15 protein-coding genes are annotated in these 19653 nt (G+C 65.1%); 5 read left to right on the top strand and 10 right to left on the bottom strand.

Annotation, left to right across the window (positions count from 1 at the left end; genetic code table 11):
- Nucleotides 1–323: 323 nt before the first annotated feature.
- Nucleotides 324–1088, top strand: a complete 765-nt coding sequence (locus BRADO_RS12335; protein WP_371259358.1) for a phosphorylase — start codon at nucleotides 324–326, stop codon at nucleotides 1086–1088.
- A gap of 278 nt (nucleotides 1089–1366) precedes the next feature.
- Here the strand turns inward: BRADO_RS12335 and hpnH are convergent, their stop codons facing one another.
- Both hpnH and ispH read right to left on the bottom strand, forming a co-directional pair.
- Nucleotides 1367–2515 carry an adenosyl-hopene transferase HpnH gene (hpnH, locus tag BRADO_RS12340; protein ID WP_011925657.1) on the bottom strand — a complete coding sequence of 383 codons (1149 nt, stop codon included), beginning with the start codon at nucleotides 2513–2515 and terminating at the stop codon, nucleotides 1367–1369.
- 34 nt (nucleotides 2516–2549) lie between these two features.
- On the bottom strand, nucleotides 2550–3476 hold the full coding sequence (ispH, locus tag BRADO_RS12345) for a 4-hydroxy-3-methylbut-2-enyl diphosphate reductase (RefSeq protein WP_041756424.1): 927 nt from the start codon (nucleotides 3474–3476) through the stop codon (nucleotides 2550–2552).
- Between the two features lie 516 nt (nucleotides 3477–3992).
- On the opposite strand from ispH, the gene BRADO_RS12350 reads away from it, so the two are divergent.
- Entirely contained in the window at nucleotides 3993–6581 is a 2589-nt protein-coding gene (locus BRADO_RS12350; RefSeq protein ID WP_011925659.1) for an MMPL family transporter, read from the top strand.
- Nucleotides 6582–6674: 93 nt separating this feature from the next.
- Here the strand turns inward: BRADO_RS12350 and BRADO_RS12355 are convergent, their stop codons facing one another.
- On the bottom strand, nucleotides 6675–7298 hold the full coding sequence (locus BRADO_RS12355; protein WP_011925660.1) for a DUF2147 domain-containing protein: 624 nt from the start codon (nucleotides 7296–7298) through the stop codon (nucleotides 6675–6677).
- Between the two features lie 101 nt (nucleotides 7299–7399).
- Here BRADO_RS12355 and hpnO point away from each other — a divergent pair, with 101 nt between their 5' ends.
- On the top strand, nucleotides 7400–8791 hold the full coding sequence (gene hpnO, locus BRADO_RS12360) for an aminobacteriohopanetriol synthase HpnO (protein WP_011925661.1): 1392 nt from the start codon (nucleotides 7400–7402) through the stop codon (nucleotides 8789–8791).
- A gap of 270 nt (nucleotides 8792–9061) precedes the next feature.
- On the opposite strand, the gene BRADO_RS12370 is transcribed toward hpnO, so the two are convergent.
- The 4 genes from BRADO_RS12370 to BRADO_RS12385 all read right to left on the bottom strand — a co-directional run bounded on the left by BRADO_RS12370 (nucleotide 9062) and on the right by BRADO_RS12385 (nucleotide 11771).
- Nucleotides 9062–9841, bottom strand: coding sequence for an anti-sigma factor (locus BRADO_RS12370; RefSeq protein WP_041757481.1), 780 nt, complete (start codon nucleotides 9839–9841; stop codon nucleotides 9062–9064).
- Nucleotides 9841–10392, bottom strand: a complete 552-nt coding sequence (locus tag BRADO_RS12375) for a sigma-70 family RNA polymerase sigma factor (RefSeq protein WP_011925663.1) — start codon at nucleotides 10390–10392, stop codon at nucleotides 9841–9843. The genes BRADO_RS12370 and BRADO_RS12375 overlap by 1 nt, the downstream gene beginning before the upstream one ends.
- 97 nt (nucleotides 10393–10489) lie before the next feature.
- Entirely contained in the window at nucleotides 10490–10816 is a 327-nt protein-coding gene (locus BRADO_RS12380; RefSeq protein ID WP_011925664.1) for a cupredoxin family copper-binding protein, read from the bottom strand.
- 10 nt (nucleotides 10817–10826) lie between these two features.
- The gene (locus tag BRADO_RS12385) at nucleotides 10827–11771 is read right to left on the bottom strand and encodes a metallophosphoesterase (protein ID WP_011925665.1); all 945 of its coding nucleotides are present in this window, start codon (nucleotides 11769–11771) and stop codon (nucleotides 10827–10829) included.
- 216 nt (nucleotides 11772–11987) lie between these two features.
- Here BRADO_RS12385 and BRADO_RS12390 point away from each other — a divergent pair, with 216 nt between their 5' ends.
- On the top strand, nucleotides 11988–13160 hold the full coding sequence (locus BRADO_RS12390) for an acyltransferase (protein WP_011925666.1): 1173 nt from the start codon (nucleotides 11988–11990) through the stop codon (nucleotides 13158–13160).
- A 450-nt stretch (nucleotides 13161–13610) separates the two neighbouring features.
- On the opposite strand, the gene BRADO_RS12395 is transcribed toward BRADO_RS12390, so the two are convergent.
- A complete protein-coding gene (locus BRADO_RS12395; RefSeq protein ID WP_011925667.1) occupies nucleotides 13611–15230 on the bottom strand; it encodes a GMC family oxidoreductase in 1620 nt (539 codons plus the stop codon).
- 175 nt (nucleotides 15231–15405) lie between these two features.
- On the opposite strand from BRADO_RS12395, the gene BRADO_RS12400 reads away from it, so the two are divergent.
- A complete protein-coding gene (locus BRADO_RS12400; protein WP_011925668.1) occupies nucleotides 15406–16575 on the top strand; it encodes a M20 aminoacylase family protein in 1170 nt (389 codons plus the stop codon).
- Nucleotides 16576–16681: 106 nt separating this feature from the next.
- Here BRADO_RS12400 and BRADO_RS12405 read toward each other — a convergent pair whose 3' ends face one another.
- Both BRADO_RS12405 and BRADO_RS12410 read right to left on the bottom strand, forming a co-directional pair.
- Complete coding sequence (locus BRADO_RS12405; RefSeq protein ID WP_011925669.1) at nucleotides 16682–18163, bottom strand: UdgX family uracil-DNA binding protein; 1482 nt, start codon at nucleotides 18161–18163, stop codon at nucleotides 16682–16684.
- Nucleotides 18164–18268: 105 nt separating this feature from the next.
- Nucleotides 18269–19507: a putative DNA modification/repair radical SAM protein gene (locus BRADO_RS12410; protein WP_011925670.1), complete on the bottom strand. Its 1239-nt coding sequence runs from the start codon at nucleotides 19505–19507 to the stop codon at nucleotides 18269–18271.
- Between the last annotated feature and the right edge of the window lie 146 nt (nucleotides 19508–19653).

The following is a 19653-nucleotide window of genomic DNA, read 5'->3' on the forward strand; positions in this document are numbered from 1 at the left end:
CGCCTCGTAGACACTGCGGGTCCCGACGCGTGTCTCACATCTTCGTGGCTCGGTTCTTGCTTAGAGTTCCCTAGCCGGTGAAGCTTTGGCGACCTGTTCCCGATTGGAACAATCGCCAGCGGGACCAAATGGCAACACCGGGCAAAAAACGCTTCGGCTGCGGGTGCAGTGCGGCGCAAACGGGGTTTCCTCGCGGATTTTTTCTGCGTAATCCTCGGTTTGTTAAGGTCTTTCCGCTCTGGCGCCGCCGCGGTTGAGACTTTGAAACGAGAGACGGAGACGTCGGATTTCGCGGCGTCCGAGAAGGTGTCAGGGGTCGGATTGTGAAGTTGGGGATGGGGGACGATACGTCCACGGATCGCCCGATTGATCCGCGGCCAATCTTGGTCGTGACGGGACTTGTGCAGGAGGCTCGCATCGCCGCTGGCCCGGGCATGATGGTCATCTGCAGCTCGAGCGATCCCAGGCAATTGCGCTCGCTGCTCACCGTGTTCGATCCGACCTCGATTCGTGGCGTCGTCAGCTTCGGCGTCGCCGGTGGCCTCGATCCCAGCCTGAAGGCCGGCGACATCGTCGTCGCCACCGAGGTCACTGCCGGCGACGCGCGCTGGCTGTCCGGCCTTTCTCTCCGCGAAGAACACATCGCCCGCGCGGCGCTGAAGAAGCGCCGCGTCGTCCGCGGCGTGCTCGCCGGTGCCGAGGAGGTGGTGGTGGCGCAGGCCCGCAAGGCGGCGTTGCGCATGAAGACCGGCGCGGCCGCCGTCGACATGGAGAGCCACATCGCCGCCGCCTATGCCGCTGAATACAACCTGCCGTTTGCCGCGCTGCGCGTCATCTCCGATCCCGCGCATCGCACTTTGCCGTCGCTCGCCAAGGACGCGATCAAGCCGAACGGCGATATCGACCTGCCGATGATCCTGCGCGGCATCGCTCGCAATCCGACCGTGCTGAGCGGCCTGGTGTCCACCGGAATCGAGTTCAACCGCGCCCTTCGCTCGCTGCGCGGCGCCCGCGACCTTCTGCTGAGCGGCCTGCTCGCGGCCGAGCACTTCCTCGAGACCGAGACGCTGGCCGCCGCCGAGGCGTGAGGCCGCGACTCGCGGGCGATCGCCTGGTTAGTTGGAGCGGAGGTCCTCCGCTTATTCAGCTTGATCCGTCACAGCGGCACAGCGAAGCAATCCAGGGTGGTGTGCGGGACTCTGGATTGCTTCGCTGCGCTCGCAATACGCGCGGACTGAGCTTCGCCCAAGATGCAATGTCTGCGCTGCCGGCTGAAGCCCACGCATTCCCGTTCCCTATCGACGCAACGAAAACGGCCGCCCGTTGTCCGGCGGCCGTTTCGGTTTGAGCTGATGTTCTTCGCGGATCAGGCCGCGGTCGAGGCTTTCTGCTGCGCTTCGATGGCCTCGTCCTTGCGGATCTCGGAGAGGCGCTTCTGCACCTCGGAGGAGAACACGTACTGCGCCGGGCGCTGCTTGGAGAGGTCGATCTCCGGCGCCATCGGGCCCTCGGTGCGGATGCCGCGCAGCGACACCGCCATCGCCTTGATTGGGTTGCTCAGCGCCGCGTTGGCCGCGGTGGCCTCGTAGCCGCAATGCGCCATGCAGTCGGCGCACTTCTCGTACTTGCCGGTGCCGTAGGAGTCCCAGTCAGTGGTCTCCATCAGCTCCTTGAAGGTCTTGGTGTAGCCTTCGCCGAGCAGATAGCAGGGCTTCTGCCAGCCGAAGATGTTGCGCGCGGGCATGCCCCAGGGCGTGCACTCGAATTCCTGATTGCCGGCGAGGAAGTCGAGGAACAGGCCGGAATGCATGAAGTTCCACTTCTTGCCCTTGCCGAGCTTGAAGACGTCGCGGAACAGCTGCTTGGTCTTGGTGCGGTTCAGGAAGTGCTCCTGGTCCGGCGCGCGCTCATAGGCATAGCCGGGCGACATGGTGACGCCCACGCCAAGCTCGGTGGTGAAGTCCAGGAACTTCGCGATCTCCTCGGCCGGATGGCCATCGAAGACCGTGGCGTTGACGTTGACGGTGAAGCCGCGCGCCTTGGCGGCCTTGATCGCGGACACCGCGCGGTCGAACACGCCCTTCTGCGACACGGCCTTGTCGTGATGCTCGCGCAGGCCGTCGAGATGCACCGAGAAGAACAGATACGGCGATGGCTCGAACAGATCGAGCTTCTTCTCCAAGAGCAGCGCGTTAGTGCAGAGCGAGACGAACTTCTTGCGCGCGACGAGGCCGCGCACGATCTCGCCGATCTCCTTGTGGATCAGCGGCTCGCCACCGGGGATCGCCACCATCGGCGCGCCGCACTCGTCGGCGGCGTCCCAGCACTCCTGCGCGCTCATGCGGCGGTTGAGGATCGCGTCGGGATAGTCGATCTTGCCGCAACCGGCGCAGGCCAGATTGCAGCGGAACAGCGGTTCGAGCATCAGCACGAGCGGGTAGCGTTTCCGGCCGAGAAGCTTCTGCTTCATCAGATAGGCCCCGATACGCAGTTCCTTATGGAAGGGGATTGCCATTACGTCTCTTCTTTCTGGACCAAACGAGGACCGATCAGCCCGCGACCAGTTCGGCCGGCAAGCGGAATTCGATGTTTTCTTCCCGCCCCGGGACGACCGAGACCGCAACCGGTCCGATGCGCCGCAAGGCCTGTATCACGTCGTCAACGAGCACTTCGGGAGCCGAGGCGCCGGCGGTGATGCCGACGGCCTTGGCCCCTTTCAGCCAAACCGGATTCAGCTCGCGCCCGTCTGCGATCAGATAGCTCGGGATACCGGCTTCGGTGCCGATCTCGCGCAGTCTGTTCGAGTTGGAGCTGTTGGCGGCGCCCACCACCAGGATGACGTCCACCAGCTTTCCCAGGTCCCTTACCGCAGATTGCCGGTTCTGTGTCGCATAGCAGATATCCCGGATATCGGGACCTTGAAGGTCTGTAAAGCGGGCTTGGAGCGCCGAAATGATGTCCCTGGTATCGTCCACGCTGAGCGTCGTCTGGGTGATATAGGCCATCGGCGTGTCCAATGGCAGGGGCAGGGCGGCCACATCGGCCACGTTCTGCACGAGATGGACCGGGCCGGGAACCTGACCCATGGTTCCCTCGACCTCCGGATGCCCGGCATGGCCGATCAGCACCAGGGTGCGCCCCTTGGCCATGTAGCGCTTGCCCTGGTTGTGGACCTTCGTGACCAGCGGGCAGGTTGCATTGAGCACCGGCAGGCCTCGAGCCGCAGCCTCTTCCTCGACCGAGCGGGCAACGCCGTGGGCGCTGAACACGGTGACGGCGCGCGGCGGCACCTCGGACAGGTCCTCGACGAAGATGGCGCCTTTGGCCTTCAGGCTCTCCACGACGTGCTTGTTGTGAACGATCTCGTGACGCACATAGACCGGCGGGCCGTGCTTCTCCAGCGCGCGCTCAACGATCTCGATCGCACGCACGACGCCAGCACAAAACCCGCGCGGCTGCGCGAGATAGACCTGCAAGGGACTTTGCAAGAGACTCTGCAAGGGACGCCCGTCAGCCACGTTGCCTCACTTTCGACCTGCCACCTCCGTGCGTGCGAATGAGTGCAATATCCACACCAAGCGGATGCCCCAATTTGCCCGCGGATGCGCATGGAAGCGCAGGCTTTGTGTCAAAAATCGAGCGTAGAAGAAAGCCGGATTGCAAGTGGCTCGCATGTGACCCGCGGCACACAGCACCCGGGATGCGGCAGGTATTTTGGTAATTGTTAATTTATCAATATAAATGAATGGCTTAAACTCTCACTCGTTCGTCACTTTACCGCCGAGAACAGCTTCTATATCAGCCGCTCCGACGGTTCCGTGCATCGTTCGTTCTGATCCGCCGTCCATGGACCATCCTCGTCCGCCAAGGGCTGGGCCAAGACCTTGCCAAAGACCGGGCCAGGGCTTGTTCCAAGCCTGGCGCTGGCTTGGGAACTCCGCCACGGAGCGGACGTTTCCGCCCAGCTCTCTAAACCTTGAGAAAGTCACGACGTGCTGACCACCTTTGTCGTCTCGATTGTTAAGGCCTGCACCCGGTTTGCGTGGCCGACATTGATTGCAGGCCTGCTCTTATCCGTGGGCGCGGGCCTCTACACGGCACGCCACTTCTCGATCAACACCGACATCAACAAGCTGATTTCGCCGGATCTGGACTGGCGCAAGCGCGACCAGCAATATGAGCAGGCGTTCGATCGCGACCGCATGATCCTCGGCGTCGTCGAGGCGCAAACGCCGGAACTGACGGGCGTCGCGGCGGACGCGCTGGCCAAGAAGCTGAAGGGCGATACCACCAACTTCTCCTCGGTTGAGCTGCTCGGCGGCGGCGAGTTCTTTGCCAAGAATGGACTGCTGTTCCTGCCGACCAATGAGGTCAAGCAACTGACCGAGCAGTTCGCCGCGGCGGCGCCGCTGGTCGAGATCATGGCCGGTGATCCCTCGATCCGCGGTCTGACCGGCGCGCTGGAGACCGGCCTTGCCGGCGTCAAGCGTGGCCAAGTGCAGCTCGACAACACGGCGCGGCCGTTCGACTACATCTCGCAGACCGTCGAGACCGTGCTGGCCAAGGGCGACGCGACTTTCTCCTGGCGCCAGCTGATCTCCGACAAGCCGCTCAGCGACAGCGACAAGCGCGCCTTCATCCAGTTCAAGCCGATCCTCGACTATCAGGCGCTGGAGCCGGGCAAGGCGGCCACCGACGCGATCCGCCAGGCCGCGGCCGAGCTCGATTTCCCGAACCGCTTCCACGCCCGTGTCCGGCTGACCGGCCCGGTGCCGATCGCCAACGAGGAATATGCCACCGTGCAGGAAGGCGCCGTGGTCAACGGCATCGGCACCGTGGTCGTCGTGCTGATCATTCTCTGGCTGGCGCTGCATTCGGCCAAAATCATCTCGGCCGTGTTCGTCAACCTGTTCATCGGCCTTGCCATCACCACGGCGGTCGGCCTGATGATGGTCGGCTCGCTGAATTTGCTGTCGGTCGCTTTCGCGGTGCTGTTCATCGGCCTCGGCGTCGATTTCGGCATCCAGTTCAGCGTCCGCTACCGCTCCGAGCGCTTCAAGAACGACAATCTCGAGCAGGCGCTCGCGGAGGCCGCGAGCCGCTCCGCCGTGCCGCTGTCGCTCGCGGCGATGGCAACCGCTGCCGGTTTTCTGTGCTTCCTGCCGACCGACTACAAGGGCATCTCCGAGCTCGGCGCCATTGCCGGCGCCGGCATGATCATCGCCTTCCTGTCGTCGATCACGGTGCTGCCGGCGCTGCTCAAGATCCTCAACCCGCCCGGCGAGAAGGAGCCGGTCGGCTACGCCTTCCTGGCGCCGGTCGATGAATTCCTCGAGAAGCACCGGGTGCCGATCATCGTCGGCACGCTCGGCCTGGTCATCGCCGGCCTGCCGCTGCTCTATTACATGAAGTTCGACTTCAACCCGATGAACCTGCGCAATCCGCACGCGGAGTCGATCGCGACCTATCTCGACCTGCGAAAGGATCCGAACACCGGCGCCAACGCCATCGACGTGCTGACCCGTTCGGAGAGCGACGCCAAGGTGATCGAGGCCAAGCTCGAGAAGGTGCCGGAGGTTGCGCGCGTGATGTCGCTCGACAGCTTCGTGCCCGAGGATCAGCCGACCAAGCTGAAGCTGATCGCGCAGGGCGCGAAGGTGCTGGGGCCAGCGATCAATCCCGACCAGATCGACACAGCGCCGACCGACAAGGAGAATGTCGATGCGCTGAACTCGACCGTCGACAACCTCCGGCGCACCGCCGGCGATGGCAAGGGCCCCGGCGCGGTGGCGTCGCGGCGTCTGGCCGACGCGCTCGCCAAGCTCGCGGGCGCCACCGAGGCTGTGCGCAACAAGGCGCAGGATGTGTTCGTCGAGCCGTGGAAGATCACGCTGACGCAGCTCGGCGCCGCGCTGCAGGCCCAGCCGGTGACGCTCGCCAACCTGCCGCCCGATCTGGTGTCGCAGTGGAAGAGCAAGGACGGCCTGATTCGCGTCGAGGCGCAGCCGAAGGGCGATCCGAACGACAACGACAATCTCCGGCGGTTCGCCAATGCCGTGCTGACCGCGGAGCCGAACGCGATCGGCGGCCCGGTCTCGATCCTCAAATCCGGTGACACGATCGTGAAGGCGTTCATCCACGCCGGCATCTATTCGCTGGTGGTGATCAGCCTGCTGCTGTGGGTTACGCTGAAGCGTTTTTCCGACGTATTGATGACGCTCGTTCCGCTGCTGGTCGCCGGCGCTGTGACGCTCGAAATCTGCGTGCTGATCAAGCTGCCGCTGAACTTCGCCAATATCGTCGCCCTGCCGCTGTTGCTCGGCATCGGTGTCGCATTCAAGATCTACTACGTCGTGGCATGGCGCGGCGGCCGCACCAACCTGCTGCAGACCAGCCTGACACGGGCGATCTTCTTCAGCGCCCTGACCACGGCGACCGCGTTCGGCAGCCTATGGCTGTCGAGCCATCCCGGCACGTCCAGCATGGGCAAGCTGCTGGCGCTGTCGCTGGTCACGACGCTCGCCGCCGTGCTGCTGTTCCAGCCGGCCTTGATGGGCAAGCCGCGCGAGGTTCACGAATAGCAGCGAACCATTCGCAAGACGAATGTGGCAAAGGAAAAAAGAAAAAGCGGCCGATGTTCTCGGCCGCTTTTTTATTCGGTCCTGAGCGCCGCGTCACTGCGCGCGCGCGACCTCGGGCAGCAGGCAGATGTCGCCGATCTGATCGGCGGGCTTCGCGGCCGGCTTGGCCGTGGCCACGGCGCCGCTGTGAGCCGCACCCGTCGTCGTCTTGGGGGCAGGGGCTGGCGCGATTGGTTTCTGTGTACCTTTGGCCATGCTGTTCACGGGGCTCGACGGGATCGGTGGTCCGACCCGGGTCCAGGTCTCGCCCCCGCACAAAAAGCCGAGCACGCAACCTTTGATTTCCAGGTGATCCGGATCGGTCGGGGTGATCGTTGAGCTGTAGAGCTGACCGTCCTTGGCGTTATAGACCTGACCTTCCCAGGCGTCCGCGCCGGCCTTCTTCTTCATGTCGATGAGGATCGGCATGCCGAGGGTCGGCCGGCTCTGCCTGGCTGGATCGGGATTATTACTGTCCCGGCCGCCCGGCGTCTTTTCCCAAGCCACCACGCCCCACATGCTGCCATTACATTGTGCGACTCGGATGTTGGCGACACCATCGGCAACCCGCCAATCCCCTGTGGGGTCAGCCGCGAGCGCAGAAGAAATTCCTGCGGCGAACACCACTGCAGAGTATGCTATCGTTGTCGACATGAGAGATCTAAGGCGATGCAACATTGGCAGAAACCCGTGCTTGCTTTGATGGTGCGAATGAGGGCAAAACGCCGCATTGCGCGTTTTCAGTTGACGTCACGTCCATCAACCGAAGTATGTAGCCGATGCTAAAGTCCAATCTAGACGTTTCCGAGATGTTTGTGGAGCGCCAGGCGCAGCGCAGCACCATGCATTCTCGGCATCTGAACGAGCAGTTGGTCCGCGTTCTCAAGACGATTGGATATGATGTCGGGTTCCAAAAGGGCCAAGGGCAATATCTCTACGATCGTGACGGCGCCCGTTACCTCGATCTGCTGAGTGGCTTCGGCGTCTTTGCTATCGGACGCAACCATCCGACCCTTCGTGACGCGCTGAAGAGCGTTCTCGACAGCGACCTGCCAAATCTTGTGCAGCTCGACGTCTCGACCCTGGCGGGAGTTCTTGCCGAGCGCCTGCTGGAATATGTCCCTTATCTCGACAAGGTGTTCTTCGCCAATTCCGGCGCCGAGACGGTCGAGGCGGCGATCAAATTCGCGCGGGGTGCGACGGGGCGTCCGGGCATCGTCTATTGCGGGCATTCCTACCACGGCCTCACCTACGGTGCGCTGTCGCTGACCGAGGACTCCAATTTCCGCACCGGCTTCGAGCCGCTGCTGCCGGGTTGCACGGCCGTTCCGTTCAACGATCTCGCGGCGCTCGAGCAGGCGCTGGCATCACGCGAAATTGCGGCCTTCATCGTCGAGCCGATTCAGGGCAAGGGCGTGAACATGCCCACCGACGAATTCCTGCCGGGCGCCGCCGCGCTCTGCAAGAAATACGGCTCGCTGTTCATCGCCGACGAGATCCAGACCGGCATGGGGCGCACCGGGCGGTTCCTCGCCGTGGAACACTGGAACGTCGAGCCCGACATGGTGCTACTGTCGAAGGCGCTGTCCGGCGGTCACGTGCCGGTCGGCGCGCTGCTGACGCGCAAGGCCATCTTCGACAAGATCTTCAACCGCATGGATCGTGCTGTCGTGCACGGCTCGACTTTCGCCAAGAACGACCTCGCGATGGCGGCGGGCATCGCCACGCTCGAGGTGCTCAAGGCCGAGAAGCTGATCGAGGCCGCCGCCAAGCGCGGCGCCGAGCTGCGCCTGGCACTGACGCGCATGGTGCCCGGCTACGAGCTGCTCAAGGAGGTGCGCGGCAAGGGCCTGATGATCGGCGTCGAGTTCGGTCCGCCGAAATCGCTCCGTCTCAAGGCGTCCTGGACCATGCTGGAGAGCGCCAATAAGGGCCTGTTCTGCCAGCTGATCACGGTGCCGCTGTTCAAGGATCACAAGATCCTGACCCAGGTCGCCGGCCACGGCCTGCACACCATCAAGCTGCTCCCACCGCTGACGATCACCGAAGACGACTGCAACTGGATCGAGCGGGCCTTCGACGACGTCATCGCCCAGAGCCACAAGGTCCCCGGCGCGATCTGGTCGCTCGGCAAGACCCTGGTCGACAACGCGATCAGGAAGTCGGCCTAAGGTTCCTCGCCTCGGAAGGATAGGGAGGCACCTCTCTCGGCATACTCACTGTCATCGCCTGGCTCGACCGGGCGATCCAGTATGCTGAGACGGTTGTGGTCAACCCGATGGGCCGCGGCGTACTGGATGCCCGCCTGCGCGGGCATGACAGCCGGGATGCGGCTCTTATCAATCGCCGTCATTGCAAGCGAAGCGGCGAAGCGAAGCAATCCAGGGCTACGCAACGGCTCTGGAGTGCTTCGCTTCGCTCGCAATGACGAAGCAGCTGCTTCAGCTGCTCGTACCCATCGCGCGCTCGAACCGCTCGCCGAACTCGTTGAGCTCATCCGCGTTGATGTCGCTCACCGCCCAGTAGCTCAGGCCGCGGTCGCGCCAGGAGCGGATGTTGAAGCCCTGGATGGTGTCCAGCTTTGCCGCACGGCGTTCGGCCGACGATGTCTGTGCCACGAACAGATTGATGATATGCTGGCGCCGCCGATAGACCACCGCGCCGATCGCGCGCGCATCGACGTAGTCGAGCCGGCCGCCGATCAAGGTGAAGCCTTCCGCTGTCAGATCGATCACCGGCGGCGCGACGTCGAGCTTGCCGTTGAACCAGGGCTTCACCGTGTGCTGGTCGGTCGAGATCACGTCGGTCAGATGGCCGGCCTGCAGCGAGCGCAGATGCGCCGAGACGATCTCGGCCTCGATGCGCTGCTTGTCGTCCTTGCGCAGCACGATCGCGACGAGGCCGGTGGCGGCGAGCGCCGACAACGCGGAGCCCGCGGCGAAGCCTCTCAGCAGCGAACGGCGGCTCGGCGGGACGAGCGGCGTCACCTTGGTCGACTGCACATCCGGGAGTGCGGCCTCGATGCGCTCGCGCAACGCGGTGGGCGCTTTGTAGGTCAGGTCGGCGCCGGACAGCGCCTGCTTCATCTGCCGGATCGCAGCGAGCTCGCCGGCACAGCGGGCGCAGGTCGCCACATGGGCCTCGACCTCACGGGCATGGCCGGCATCGAGCTCGCCGTCAGCCAGCGCGTGGATCAGGATCTCCGCTTCGTCGCAGGTCATCATTGTGGCTCCTCCTGCGCGAGCCAGGCGGCGCGCAGCATCGCGCGGGCGCGGGCCAGGCGAGACATCACAGTGCCGACCGGCACGCCCGCGGCCTCCGCGATCTCGCGATAGGACAGATTGTTGATCTCGCGCAGCACGAAGGTTTCGCGAAACGGCTCGGCCAGGGTCGCGATCATCTGCTGGATGGCGGAGGCATCATGCTCGCGCAGCACGGCGCTCTCCGGTGTCTCGGCGCTTTCCTGCCAGAGCGGTGCCTGCTCGCCGCTCTCGGGCGCATCGTCGAGCGTCTTGGCTGGCGCGCCGGCGCGGCGGGCAAACTCGGCGTGGCAGACATTGCGCAGGATCGCGAACAGCCACGGCTTCATGGCCGGGCCGCGATAGCTGTCGAAATGCTTGAGCGCGCGCAAGTAGCATTCCTGCACCGCATCCTCGGCGTCCGCCGGATTGCGCAGGAGATAGCGCGCCAGCGTATAGACGTCGTCGAGATAGGGCAGCGCCGCCTCGCGGAAGCGCCGCGCCCGTTCGGGATCGTCAGGCGATGTGGCCACCGGCGTCCTTTCCGGTTCGGTTCGCGGCGTCACCGCCGGGGCGGCAGCTTGCTGCCGGCCCGGCCATGACGCCGTTCTCATGCCCTGGTTCGCGACGCTACTCAACCTTCACCATCCCCGTCATGTGCGGATGCAGCGAACAGAAATATTTGTAGTCGCCGGCCGCCGCGAAGGTGAACGAAAAGCTGTCGTCGGTATCCAGCGTCTTCGACCTGTATTTGCCGGCCGAGACCACGGTGTGCGGGATGTCGTCATGGTTGGTCCAGGTCACGGTATCGCCGACCTTCACCGTCACCTCCGCCGGCGTGAAGGTGAAGTTGTCGATCGTGACCTTGATGGTCTCGGCGTGCACCGGCGCGGCGCCGAGCAGAGCCGCCGTGAGGGCGAGGCGCAGGCTTCGCCCGAGCGATATGCGAGGAATCATGTCGCGGTCCTCAGCCGGCCAGCGGCGTGTCGATGATGGCGAGCCGCTCGTCGCCGAGCTTGAAGTCGATGCTGGCGATGCCGAGCAGGCTGCGCAGCCTCGTGTCCTCGACCTTCATCGGACCGGGCGAGGGCGCCGTGCCCGGCGCGGGCTGCGGGAAGGCGGTCGAGCGCGCGGTGTGGAAGGTGACGTTGCCCTCGACCTTCTGCATCACCTGGTGGATGTGGCCGTTCAGCACCGTCACCGAGCCAAAACCCTTCAGGAAGTCCAGCGCGCGGCCGCCATCCTCGGTGCCCCAGCCCCATTGCGGATAGACCGTCCACAACGGGATGTGCGCGAACACGACGACCGGCTGTGATGTCGAGCGGCCCTTGAGATCCTGCTCCAGCCAGGCGAGCTGCTCGGCGCCGAGATTGCCGAGACCGCCGGCCTTGAGATCGACGACGTTGACCAGCCCGATGAAATGCACACCGCCTGCGTCGAACGAGTACCAGCCGGCGCCGCGCGTGCCCTTGCCGTAGCGCTCCTTGTAGAGCTTGACGTCCTCGTCGAGGAAATCGTGCTCGCCCGGCACGTAGTGCACGTCGAGCCGGGTCTGCGAAATGATGCGGTCGGCATCATCGAACTCCGCCGCCTTCGACAGATGCGAGATGTCGCCGGTGTGGATCATGAAGGCGGGCTTCTTCGGCATCGCCTTGATCCGGTTGACGGCTTCCTCCAGCGTGCCGATCGCATTGGGATTGGCCGGCTTGTCGAAGCCGACATGGCTGTCGCTGATCTGCAGGAAGGTGAGGCCGGTGGCCTGCTGCTCGGCCGCGCGCGCGGCGTCGACCAGGCCGAGCGAGCGCGGCACGCCGCCCGACAAGGTCCAGAGCACGCCGGTGCCGGCCCATGTCATGCATTCCAGGACCTTGCGGCGGCTCAGGCCACTGTCGTCATGATCATCAATGCTCATCGTCATCTCCCTTGTCTCGCCAAACGGCTTGCAGGGAGGAGAGCGGCGGCGGGGCCGTTTTATTCCCGGCCTTGCGCGTCCCGACCGGCGTTGACGCTTTCGTGATCGCACGGGAAGGGGGGCTGACGGGATTGTTCAAGCAGGATGTCATTCATCGCGCGGCCTTGCGAGGTATAAGAAGGTAGTTCGCACAGCTGGCCACCGGACCCGACCTCGATGAATGAGCGCGTGACTCCGACCCTGTCGCGGACCGAGGCGGCCGGCGGCCGCATCGTCGCGCTCGACCGCGCCAGGACCTTCATCACACTCTCGGTCGTGCTCTATCACGCCGCGATCAACTACACCTATTTCGGCCAGGGCGGCGACCGCATGCACTGGCTCGGCTTCGATCTGGTGGCGCTGTTCAACGACAGCTACTTCATGTCCTGCATGTTCTTCATCTCCGGGCTTTTCGTTCCGGCGAGCCTGGGGAGGCGGGGATCGTCCGACTACCTCGTCCGCCGTGCGCTGCGGCTCGGCGTGCCCTACATCGTGTCGATCTTCGTGATCATGCCGATCGCCTATTACCGCTACTACGTCGCGGAGGATCACTTCACCACGGTGTGGTGGCGGATGATCAGCGCAGGGCCGTGGCCATCGGGCTCGGCGTGGTTTCTCGGCGTGCTGCTGATCTTCGATCTCCTGACCGCGCTCGCCTGGGCAGCCTTGCCACAGGCGATCGGCGTGCTCGGACGCCTCGCCGGCATTCTACAGCGAGCACCGATGGCCGGCTTCTTGACCTTCCTCGCGATTGCCAACGCCGCCTATCTGCCGCCGCATCTCGGCTTCGGCGACGGGCTGTGGTTCATGCCCGGACATTTTCCGCTGCCGCTGCAGGCGAGCCGCGCGCTGCTCTATCCGACGTTCTTCGTCGCCGGCGTGGCGATCGGCGCGGCGAACTTGCGCACCGGACCGTTCGCGGCCGATGGCCCGTTGGTGCAGCGCTGGTCGATCTGGTTCGCGCTCTCCTATGGCTGCTATGCCATGATCCTGTTTCTCGCCTACGCCCACCACAACTGGATCGCCGATTTCGATTCGCCGCCACTGTGGTGGCGCGCGGCCTACGGCAGCGCCGTGGCCAGCTTCTGCGCGTCGATGGCGTTCGGCGTGCCGACGTTCTTCCTGCGCTGGGCCAGGGCGCCGCTGGCGCTGATGGACCGCATGCAGCCGTCCGCCTACGGAATCTATTTGCTGCACTTCCTGCCGCTGCTGTGGCTGCAATATCTGGTGTTCGATCCGGCGTGGCCGGCCCCGGTGAAATTCGCCATCGTGCTGGTAGGGACGCTTGCGGTGAGCTGGGGGGCGGCCGCGCTGTTGCGACGCGTGCCGCTGGTTAAGCGGATCATCTGAAAGCACAGAGCTGGGTCGGAGCCCCTGGATTGCGTCGCTTCGCTCGCAATGACGATGGTGGGGACACCGAGCGGCGCCACGAACTCCGTCATCGCGAGCGTAGCGACGCGATCCAGGGGCCACGGGCGAGACTCTTGAATGCGTCCGGCGTCTCGCCGCCGAGGCCATCATGCCTGCCCGCACGACGGTAGGCGCGCGCCGCCTTTCGGTTTCGCTTTGTCCACCCTGCGGTTGCGCTGCACAGAGTCACGACAGGTGAATGACAGGCTGAGGGTTATTCCCGCTGTCCCGCATCGCGTCCGATGGTCGCGCGCTGTCAGAGAAGTGTCAGCTTGAGGCGGTAAACCTCTGCCCGTTCGCGCGGCGTCAAGCGTACAGCCCATAGCGTGCAGCGTCAGGAGTGCGATCTCGCGTCATGCCGCTCGCTACAGGCGAGCGGCATAGAGGTCGTCAGCGTCCGTCCTCCAGGATCATCCCCGCCGCCTTCTCCGCGATCATCGCCGTCGGCGTGTTGGTATTTCCCGACGTGATCGTCGGCATGATCGAGGCGTCGGCGATGCGCAGGCCGTCAAGGCCGCGGAAGCGCAGCCGTTCGTCGACCACCGCCATCGGATCGTCAGCAGTGCCCATCTTCGCCGTGCCGACGGGATGGAAGATCGTGGTGCCGATGTCGCCGGCGGCCTTCGCCAGCGCCGCATCGTCATCGCCGACGGACGGGCCCGGCAAATATTCTTCCGGCCGGTAGGCCGCCAGCGCGCTCTGCTTCATCAGCCGCCGGGTGATGCGGATGGCGTCGGCGGCGACCTCGCGGTCGTCCTCGGTCGCGAGATAGTTCGGCGCGATCGACGGCGCCTCATCGATCTTTGCGGAGCGGATGCGCACCGTGCCGCGCGAGGTCGGGCGCAGGTTGCAGGCGCTCACCGTGATTGCCGGGAAACGGTGCAGCGGATCGCCGAACTTGTCGAGCGACAGCGGCTGCACGTGGAACTGGATGTTGGCGCGGTCACGCCGGGGATCGGAGCGCGTGAAGATGCCGAGCTGGGATGGCGCCATGGTCAGCGGCCCGCGGCGGCGGAAGGCGTAGTCGAGCCCCATCAGGCCGCGCTTGACCAGCGAGTAGTAGGTCTCATTCAGCGTCTTCACGCCTGAAACCTTGTAGATCGCGCGCTGCTGCAGATGGTCCTGCAGATTGCGCCCGACGCCGGGCTTGTCCAATACGACATCGATGCCGAGCTCGCCGAGCCACTCGGCCGGCCCGATACCCGAGCGCTGCAGCACCTGAACCGAGCCGATCGAGCCGGCGCTCAGGATCACCTCGCCCTTGGCTCGCGCCTCGATGGCCTGCCCGTCCTGCTGGAAGCGGACGCCGGTCACGCGGCCGTTCTCGACGATCAGGCGATCGACCAGGACGTTGGTTTCGAGGCGTAGGTTCTGCCGCTTCAGTGCCGGCTTGAGAAAACCCCGTGCCGAGGACCAGCGCCGGCCGCGCCGCTGGTTGACGTGGAAATAGCTGATGCCTTCATTGTCGCCGGTATTGAAATCCGGGATGCGGCGGATGCCCATCTGTTCGGCGGCATCGCCGACGGCATCCAGCACCGCCCAGGACAACCGCGGCGCCTCGATCCGCCAGCCGCCGCCCACGCCGTGGTGCTCGCTCTCGCCCAGAAAGTGGTCCTCCAGCCGCCGGAACACCGCCAGCACGTCAGAGTAGGACCAGCCGGGCAGGCCCAGCTGGCGCCAATGGTCGTAGTCGGCGGCCTGGCCGCGCATCGAGATCATCGCATTGATCGCCGAGCAGCCGCCGATCACCTTGCCGCGCGGATAGGCCAGGGAGCGGCCGTTGAGGCCGGGCTCGGATTCGGTGCGAAACATCCAGTCGGAGCGCGGATTGCCGATCGCGAAGAGGTAGCCGACCGGAATATGGAACCAGATCCAATTGTCGTAGCCGCCGGCCTCGAGGATCAGCACCCGGGTCTTCGGATCGGCCGACAGCCGGTTCGCCAGGATGCAGCCGGCAGTGCCGGCGCCCACCACGATGTAGTCGTATTCTCCCTCGAGCTGACGCGGCATCGGCATTCCCTTCCCAATCGTTGCGAGGCTTTTAGTCAGGCGGAGCGGGGCCGGACAAGCGCCTCGTTCATGGCTGGTTGACCGAGCCATGAAACAGGCGCAGCCCTCATCTTGGGCGGTGCGACTTTTGCATGCTAAAACGGCGCAAATCCCTTCTGGAGTTACGAGATTCCCCATGCCCATCGTCAACCGCGTCGCCGATCTGCAGCCCGACATCCAGGCCTGGCGCCGGGACATCCATTCGCATCCGGAGCTGCTCTACGAGGTGCATCGGACCGCGGCCTTCGTTGCCGATCGCCTGCGCGAGTTCGGCTGCGACGAGGTGGTGACCGGCCTCGGCAAGACCGGCGTAGTCGGCGTGATCAAGGGGCGTAAGCCCGGCCAGGGCGACGTCAAGGTGCTCGGCCTGCGGGCCGACATGGACGCGCTGCCGATCGAGGAGATCACCGGGCTGCCTTATGCCTCCAAGACTCCGGGCATCATGCATGCCTGCGGCCATGACGGCCACACCGCGATGCTGCTGGGCGCTGCCCGCTATCTCGCCGAGACCCGCAACTTCGCCGGCGAAGTCGCCGTGATCTTTCAGCCGGCCGAAGAAGGCGGTGGCGGCGCCGACGCGATGATCAAGGACGGTCTGATCGACCGCTTCAAGATCGACCAGGTCTACGGCATGCACAACGGACCGGGCCTGCCGGTCGGCGCCTTCGCGATCCGCCAGGGGCCGCTGATGGCCTCGACCGATTCGGTCGACATCACGATCGAGGGCCATGGCGGCCATGCCGCCAAGCCGCACAATTGCATCGACTCGCTGATGGTTGGCGCCCAGCTGGTGACCGCGCTGCAGCAGGTCGTGGCCCGTAATGTCGATCCGCTGGAGGCGGCGGTGTTGTCGATCTGCGAGTTCCACGCCGGCAATGCCCGTAATGTGATTCCGCAGAGCGCGGTGCTGCGCGGAACCGTCCGCACCTTGACGCCGAAGGTGCGCGAGCTGATGGAGAAGCGGGTGCGTGAGGTCGTGACCGGCGTGGCGCAGATGACCGGCGCCAAGATCGACCTGGCCTACACCCGCGGTTATCCCGTGGTGGTCAATCACGCCGAGCAGACCGAGATCGCCATCCGCGCCGCCAAGGAGGTCGCGGGCGACGCCAACGTCCATGAGATGCCGCCGATGATGGGCGGCGAGGACTTCGCCTACATGCTCGAGGCCCGCCCCGGCGCCTTCATCTTCGTCGGCAATGGCGACTCGGCCGGCCTGCATCACCCCGCGTACAATTTCAACGACGAGGCGATCGTCTACGGCACCTCGTTCTTCATCAAGGTGGTGGAGAACACGCTGGCGGCGTGAGGTCGATCGCTCCGCTGTCTTCAAGCGATGGCCGGGCTCTGTCCCGCCTGCGGGGCCGAAGCCCTTTCGGGCGGCGAAGGCCCGGCCATTTGCGGTTCGGGCAGCGTCAGGCCGCCTGGGCGCGCTTGAGGGCGGCCGCGGCGATCTTCAGGTCCTTGACGAAGAGCTCGTACTCCCGCGCCTTGGCCTCCGCATCGGGCAGCCGCAGCAGATAGGACGGATGCACCGTGATCATTGCCTGGGCCCCTTCGGGCAGGTCGACGATGTGGCCGCGGTTCTTGGTGACCTGGGTGATCTTGCCGAACACCGCCTGGGCTGCGCTCGCGCCCATTGCCACGACCAGAGCCGGCTGGACTGCGGCGAGCTCGCGCTCGTACCAGGGACGGCAGGCCTTGATCTCCGGGGTCGCCGGCTTCTGGTGCAGCCGGATCTTGCCGCGCGGCACGAACTTGAAGTGCTTCACCGCATTGGTGACGTAGACCTTGGAGCGGTCTATGCCGGCCTCTGCCAGCGCGCGGTCGAGCATCTGGCCGGCCGGGCCGACGAAGGGATGGCCGGCAAGGTCCTCCTTGTCGCCGGGCTGCTCGCCGACCAGCATCAAGGGCGCATGTTCAGGGCCCTCGCCGAACACGGTCTGGGTCGCGTCCTTCCACAGCGGGCAGGCGCGGCAGGCCGCAGCCTCTTCACGCAAGGTCTGAAGATCGACAGCCTCGACATCACGTGAGGTCTCAGCAGCAGGCGCGTGCGCTTTCGGCTTGCGGGTCATCGCGGTCTCCTCGACGCGTTTCTGCGGCTTGTGCGGCTCGGTGCCTTCATCGGCGATCATCACCGATGTGCGCCGGCTGGCTTCCGCGATCAGCGGCCGGATCAGCCTGGCCTCGGGGAGGTTCTGCCAATATTTCTTCGGCATCTCCTTTTCCATCGCCTTCACTTTCAGCCGTGCCGGATTGAAAATGCTGGCGTAATAGCGAAGCCACACCTCTTCGAGCCGGTCTTCTGTCGGCGCTTCAGCCTTGCTCACACCGGAGGTGAAGGAGACCCGGCTGCCGTCCCAATGGGCGCAGATCTCCGGCGTCAGGATCGACCAGGGCATGTCGGCGAAGCGGCGGGCGAAGAACGGCGCGGCGCGTTCGACGATGTGATGCTCGGGCTCGAACCAGGCGACGTAGCGCGCCTCGCGCTCGCGGCCGACCTCGCGGAAGCGGACGAAGGCGTGCATCTTGTGGACGTCGCGGCGCACGGCGCGGGCGAGCGCGTTGGCCTGGGCGACATCGGGATCGGTCGCGATGTCCATGAGGTCGTGGTTGGTGCGCAGGCGCCACAGCAGCCGGTAGAGCAGGGCGAAGCGGTTGGGATCGCTGTGCAGGATCGCGCTCTCGGCCAGTTCCATGAAGCTCGCGGGCACGGAGAACGCGCCCCTGGGGACCTCGGGCAGCCGTATCTCCGACTGATCGTCGAACAGGTCGGCCGCCGCGCCCTTCACGCGCCAGGACACATCAGCGGCCCTGACGTCGTTCATCGCCAGCGCCCGCGCCGCCTTGCGCCAGCCGTCGAAATCGGTGTCGCTATCGAGGGTTACGACGTGCATTTGTCTCCTCACGTCATTGCGAGGAGCGCAGCGACGAAGCAATCCAGAGTCGTCGTGTCGCCCCTGGATTGCTTCGGGGCTTCGCCCCTCGCAATGACGACTTGGCTAGAATCCAAACCCCAGCTGCTGCGGCTTGGGCTGCAGCCGGGCCCTGAGGCTGGCGCCGTCCAGCAAAGACGGCGACGGCCGGTGATCTGACAAAACGATGAACGGCAGCGCCTTGTTCCGGATCACGTTGAGCTGGGCCAGATCCGCAAAGCGGATCGTCGTGGTGCGGCGCGTGGCCAGGATGCGCTGCACGGTGCGGGTGCCGAAGCCGGGCACGCGCAGCAGCTCCTCGCGGCTGGCTTTGTTGATGTCGAGCGGGAAGCGGTCGCGGTGGCGCAGCGCCCAGGCGAGCTTGGGATCAATGTCGAGCGGCAACATGCCTTCGTTCTCCTCGACGATCTCCTCGGCATCGAAGCCGTAGAACCGCATCAGCCAGTCGGCCTGGTACAGCCGGTGCTCGCGCACAAGCGGCGGGGCCTGCAGCGGCAGCGCGCGGCTCGCGTCGGGGATCGGGCTGAAGGCCGAGTAATAGACGCGCTTGAGCTTGTAGGCGCCGTAGAGATTGGCCGAGGTCGACAGGATGGTGCGGTCGTTCGCCGTGTCGGCACCGACGATCATCTGCGTGCTCTGGCCGGCCGGCGCGAAGCGCGGCGGCCGGGCGCGGCGCACCGTCTTCTTCGCCTCCGCCGTCTCGTCGAGCTTGAGCCGGAGGCGGCCCATGGTGCGGCGGATCGCGCGCTGGTCCTTTTCCGGCGCGAGCTTTGTGAGGCTGTCCTCCAGCGGCGTTTCGATATTGATGCTGAGCCGGTCGGCATATTTGCCGGCCTCCGCGATCAGCGCCTCGTCGGCCTCCGGAATTGTCTTCAGATGAATGTAGCCGCGGAAGCGATGCTCCTCGCGCAGCTTGCGTGCGACGGAGACGACCTGCTCCATCGTGTAGTCCGGGCTGCGGATGATGCCCGACGACAGGAACAGCCCCTCGATGTAGTTGCGGCGATAGAAGTCGATCGTCAGCTGCACCACTTCGTCGACCGTGAAGCGCGCGCGCGGCACGTTGGAGGAGGCGCGGTTGACGCAATACAGGCAGTCGAAGTTGCAGGCGTTGGTCAGCAAAATCTTGAGCAGCGAGATGCAGCGTCCGTCCGGCGCATAGGAATGGCAGATGCCCATGCCGGGCGCCGTCGAGCCGAGCCCCTTGCCGTCACGGGAATCCCGCATCTCCGTACCGCTGGAGGCGCAGGACGCGTCGTACTTGGCGGCATCGGCCAGGATCTCCAGTTTGCGCAGCAGCTCCATGCTTTTGAATCCCTTTGATTCCACTCGTTGAATCCGCACCGGGTCAATCCCGATTGACTCTCTCGGACGCGTTAGCTTTATATTAGAACGTATCATGAACAAAGGAGATCGTCGCGGGTTCATTGCCTGCGTTCACAAAGAGAACG

Source organism: Bradyrhizobium sp. ORS 278 (genome assembly GCF_000026145.1).
Lineage (GTDB): Bacteria > Pseudomonadota > Alphaproteobacteria > Rhizobiales > Xanthobacteraceae > Bradyrhizobium.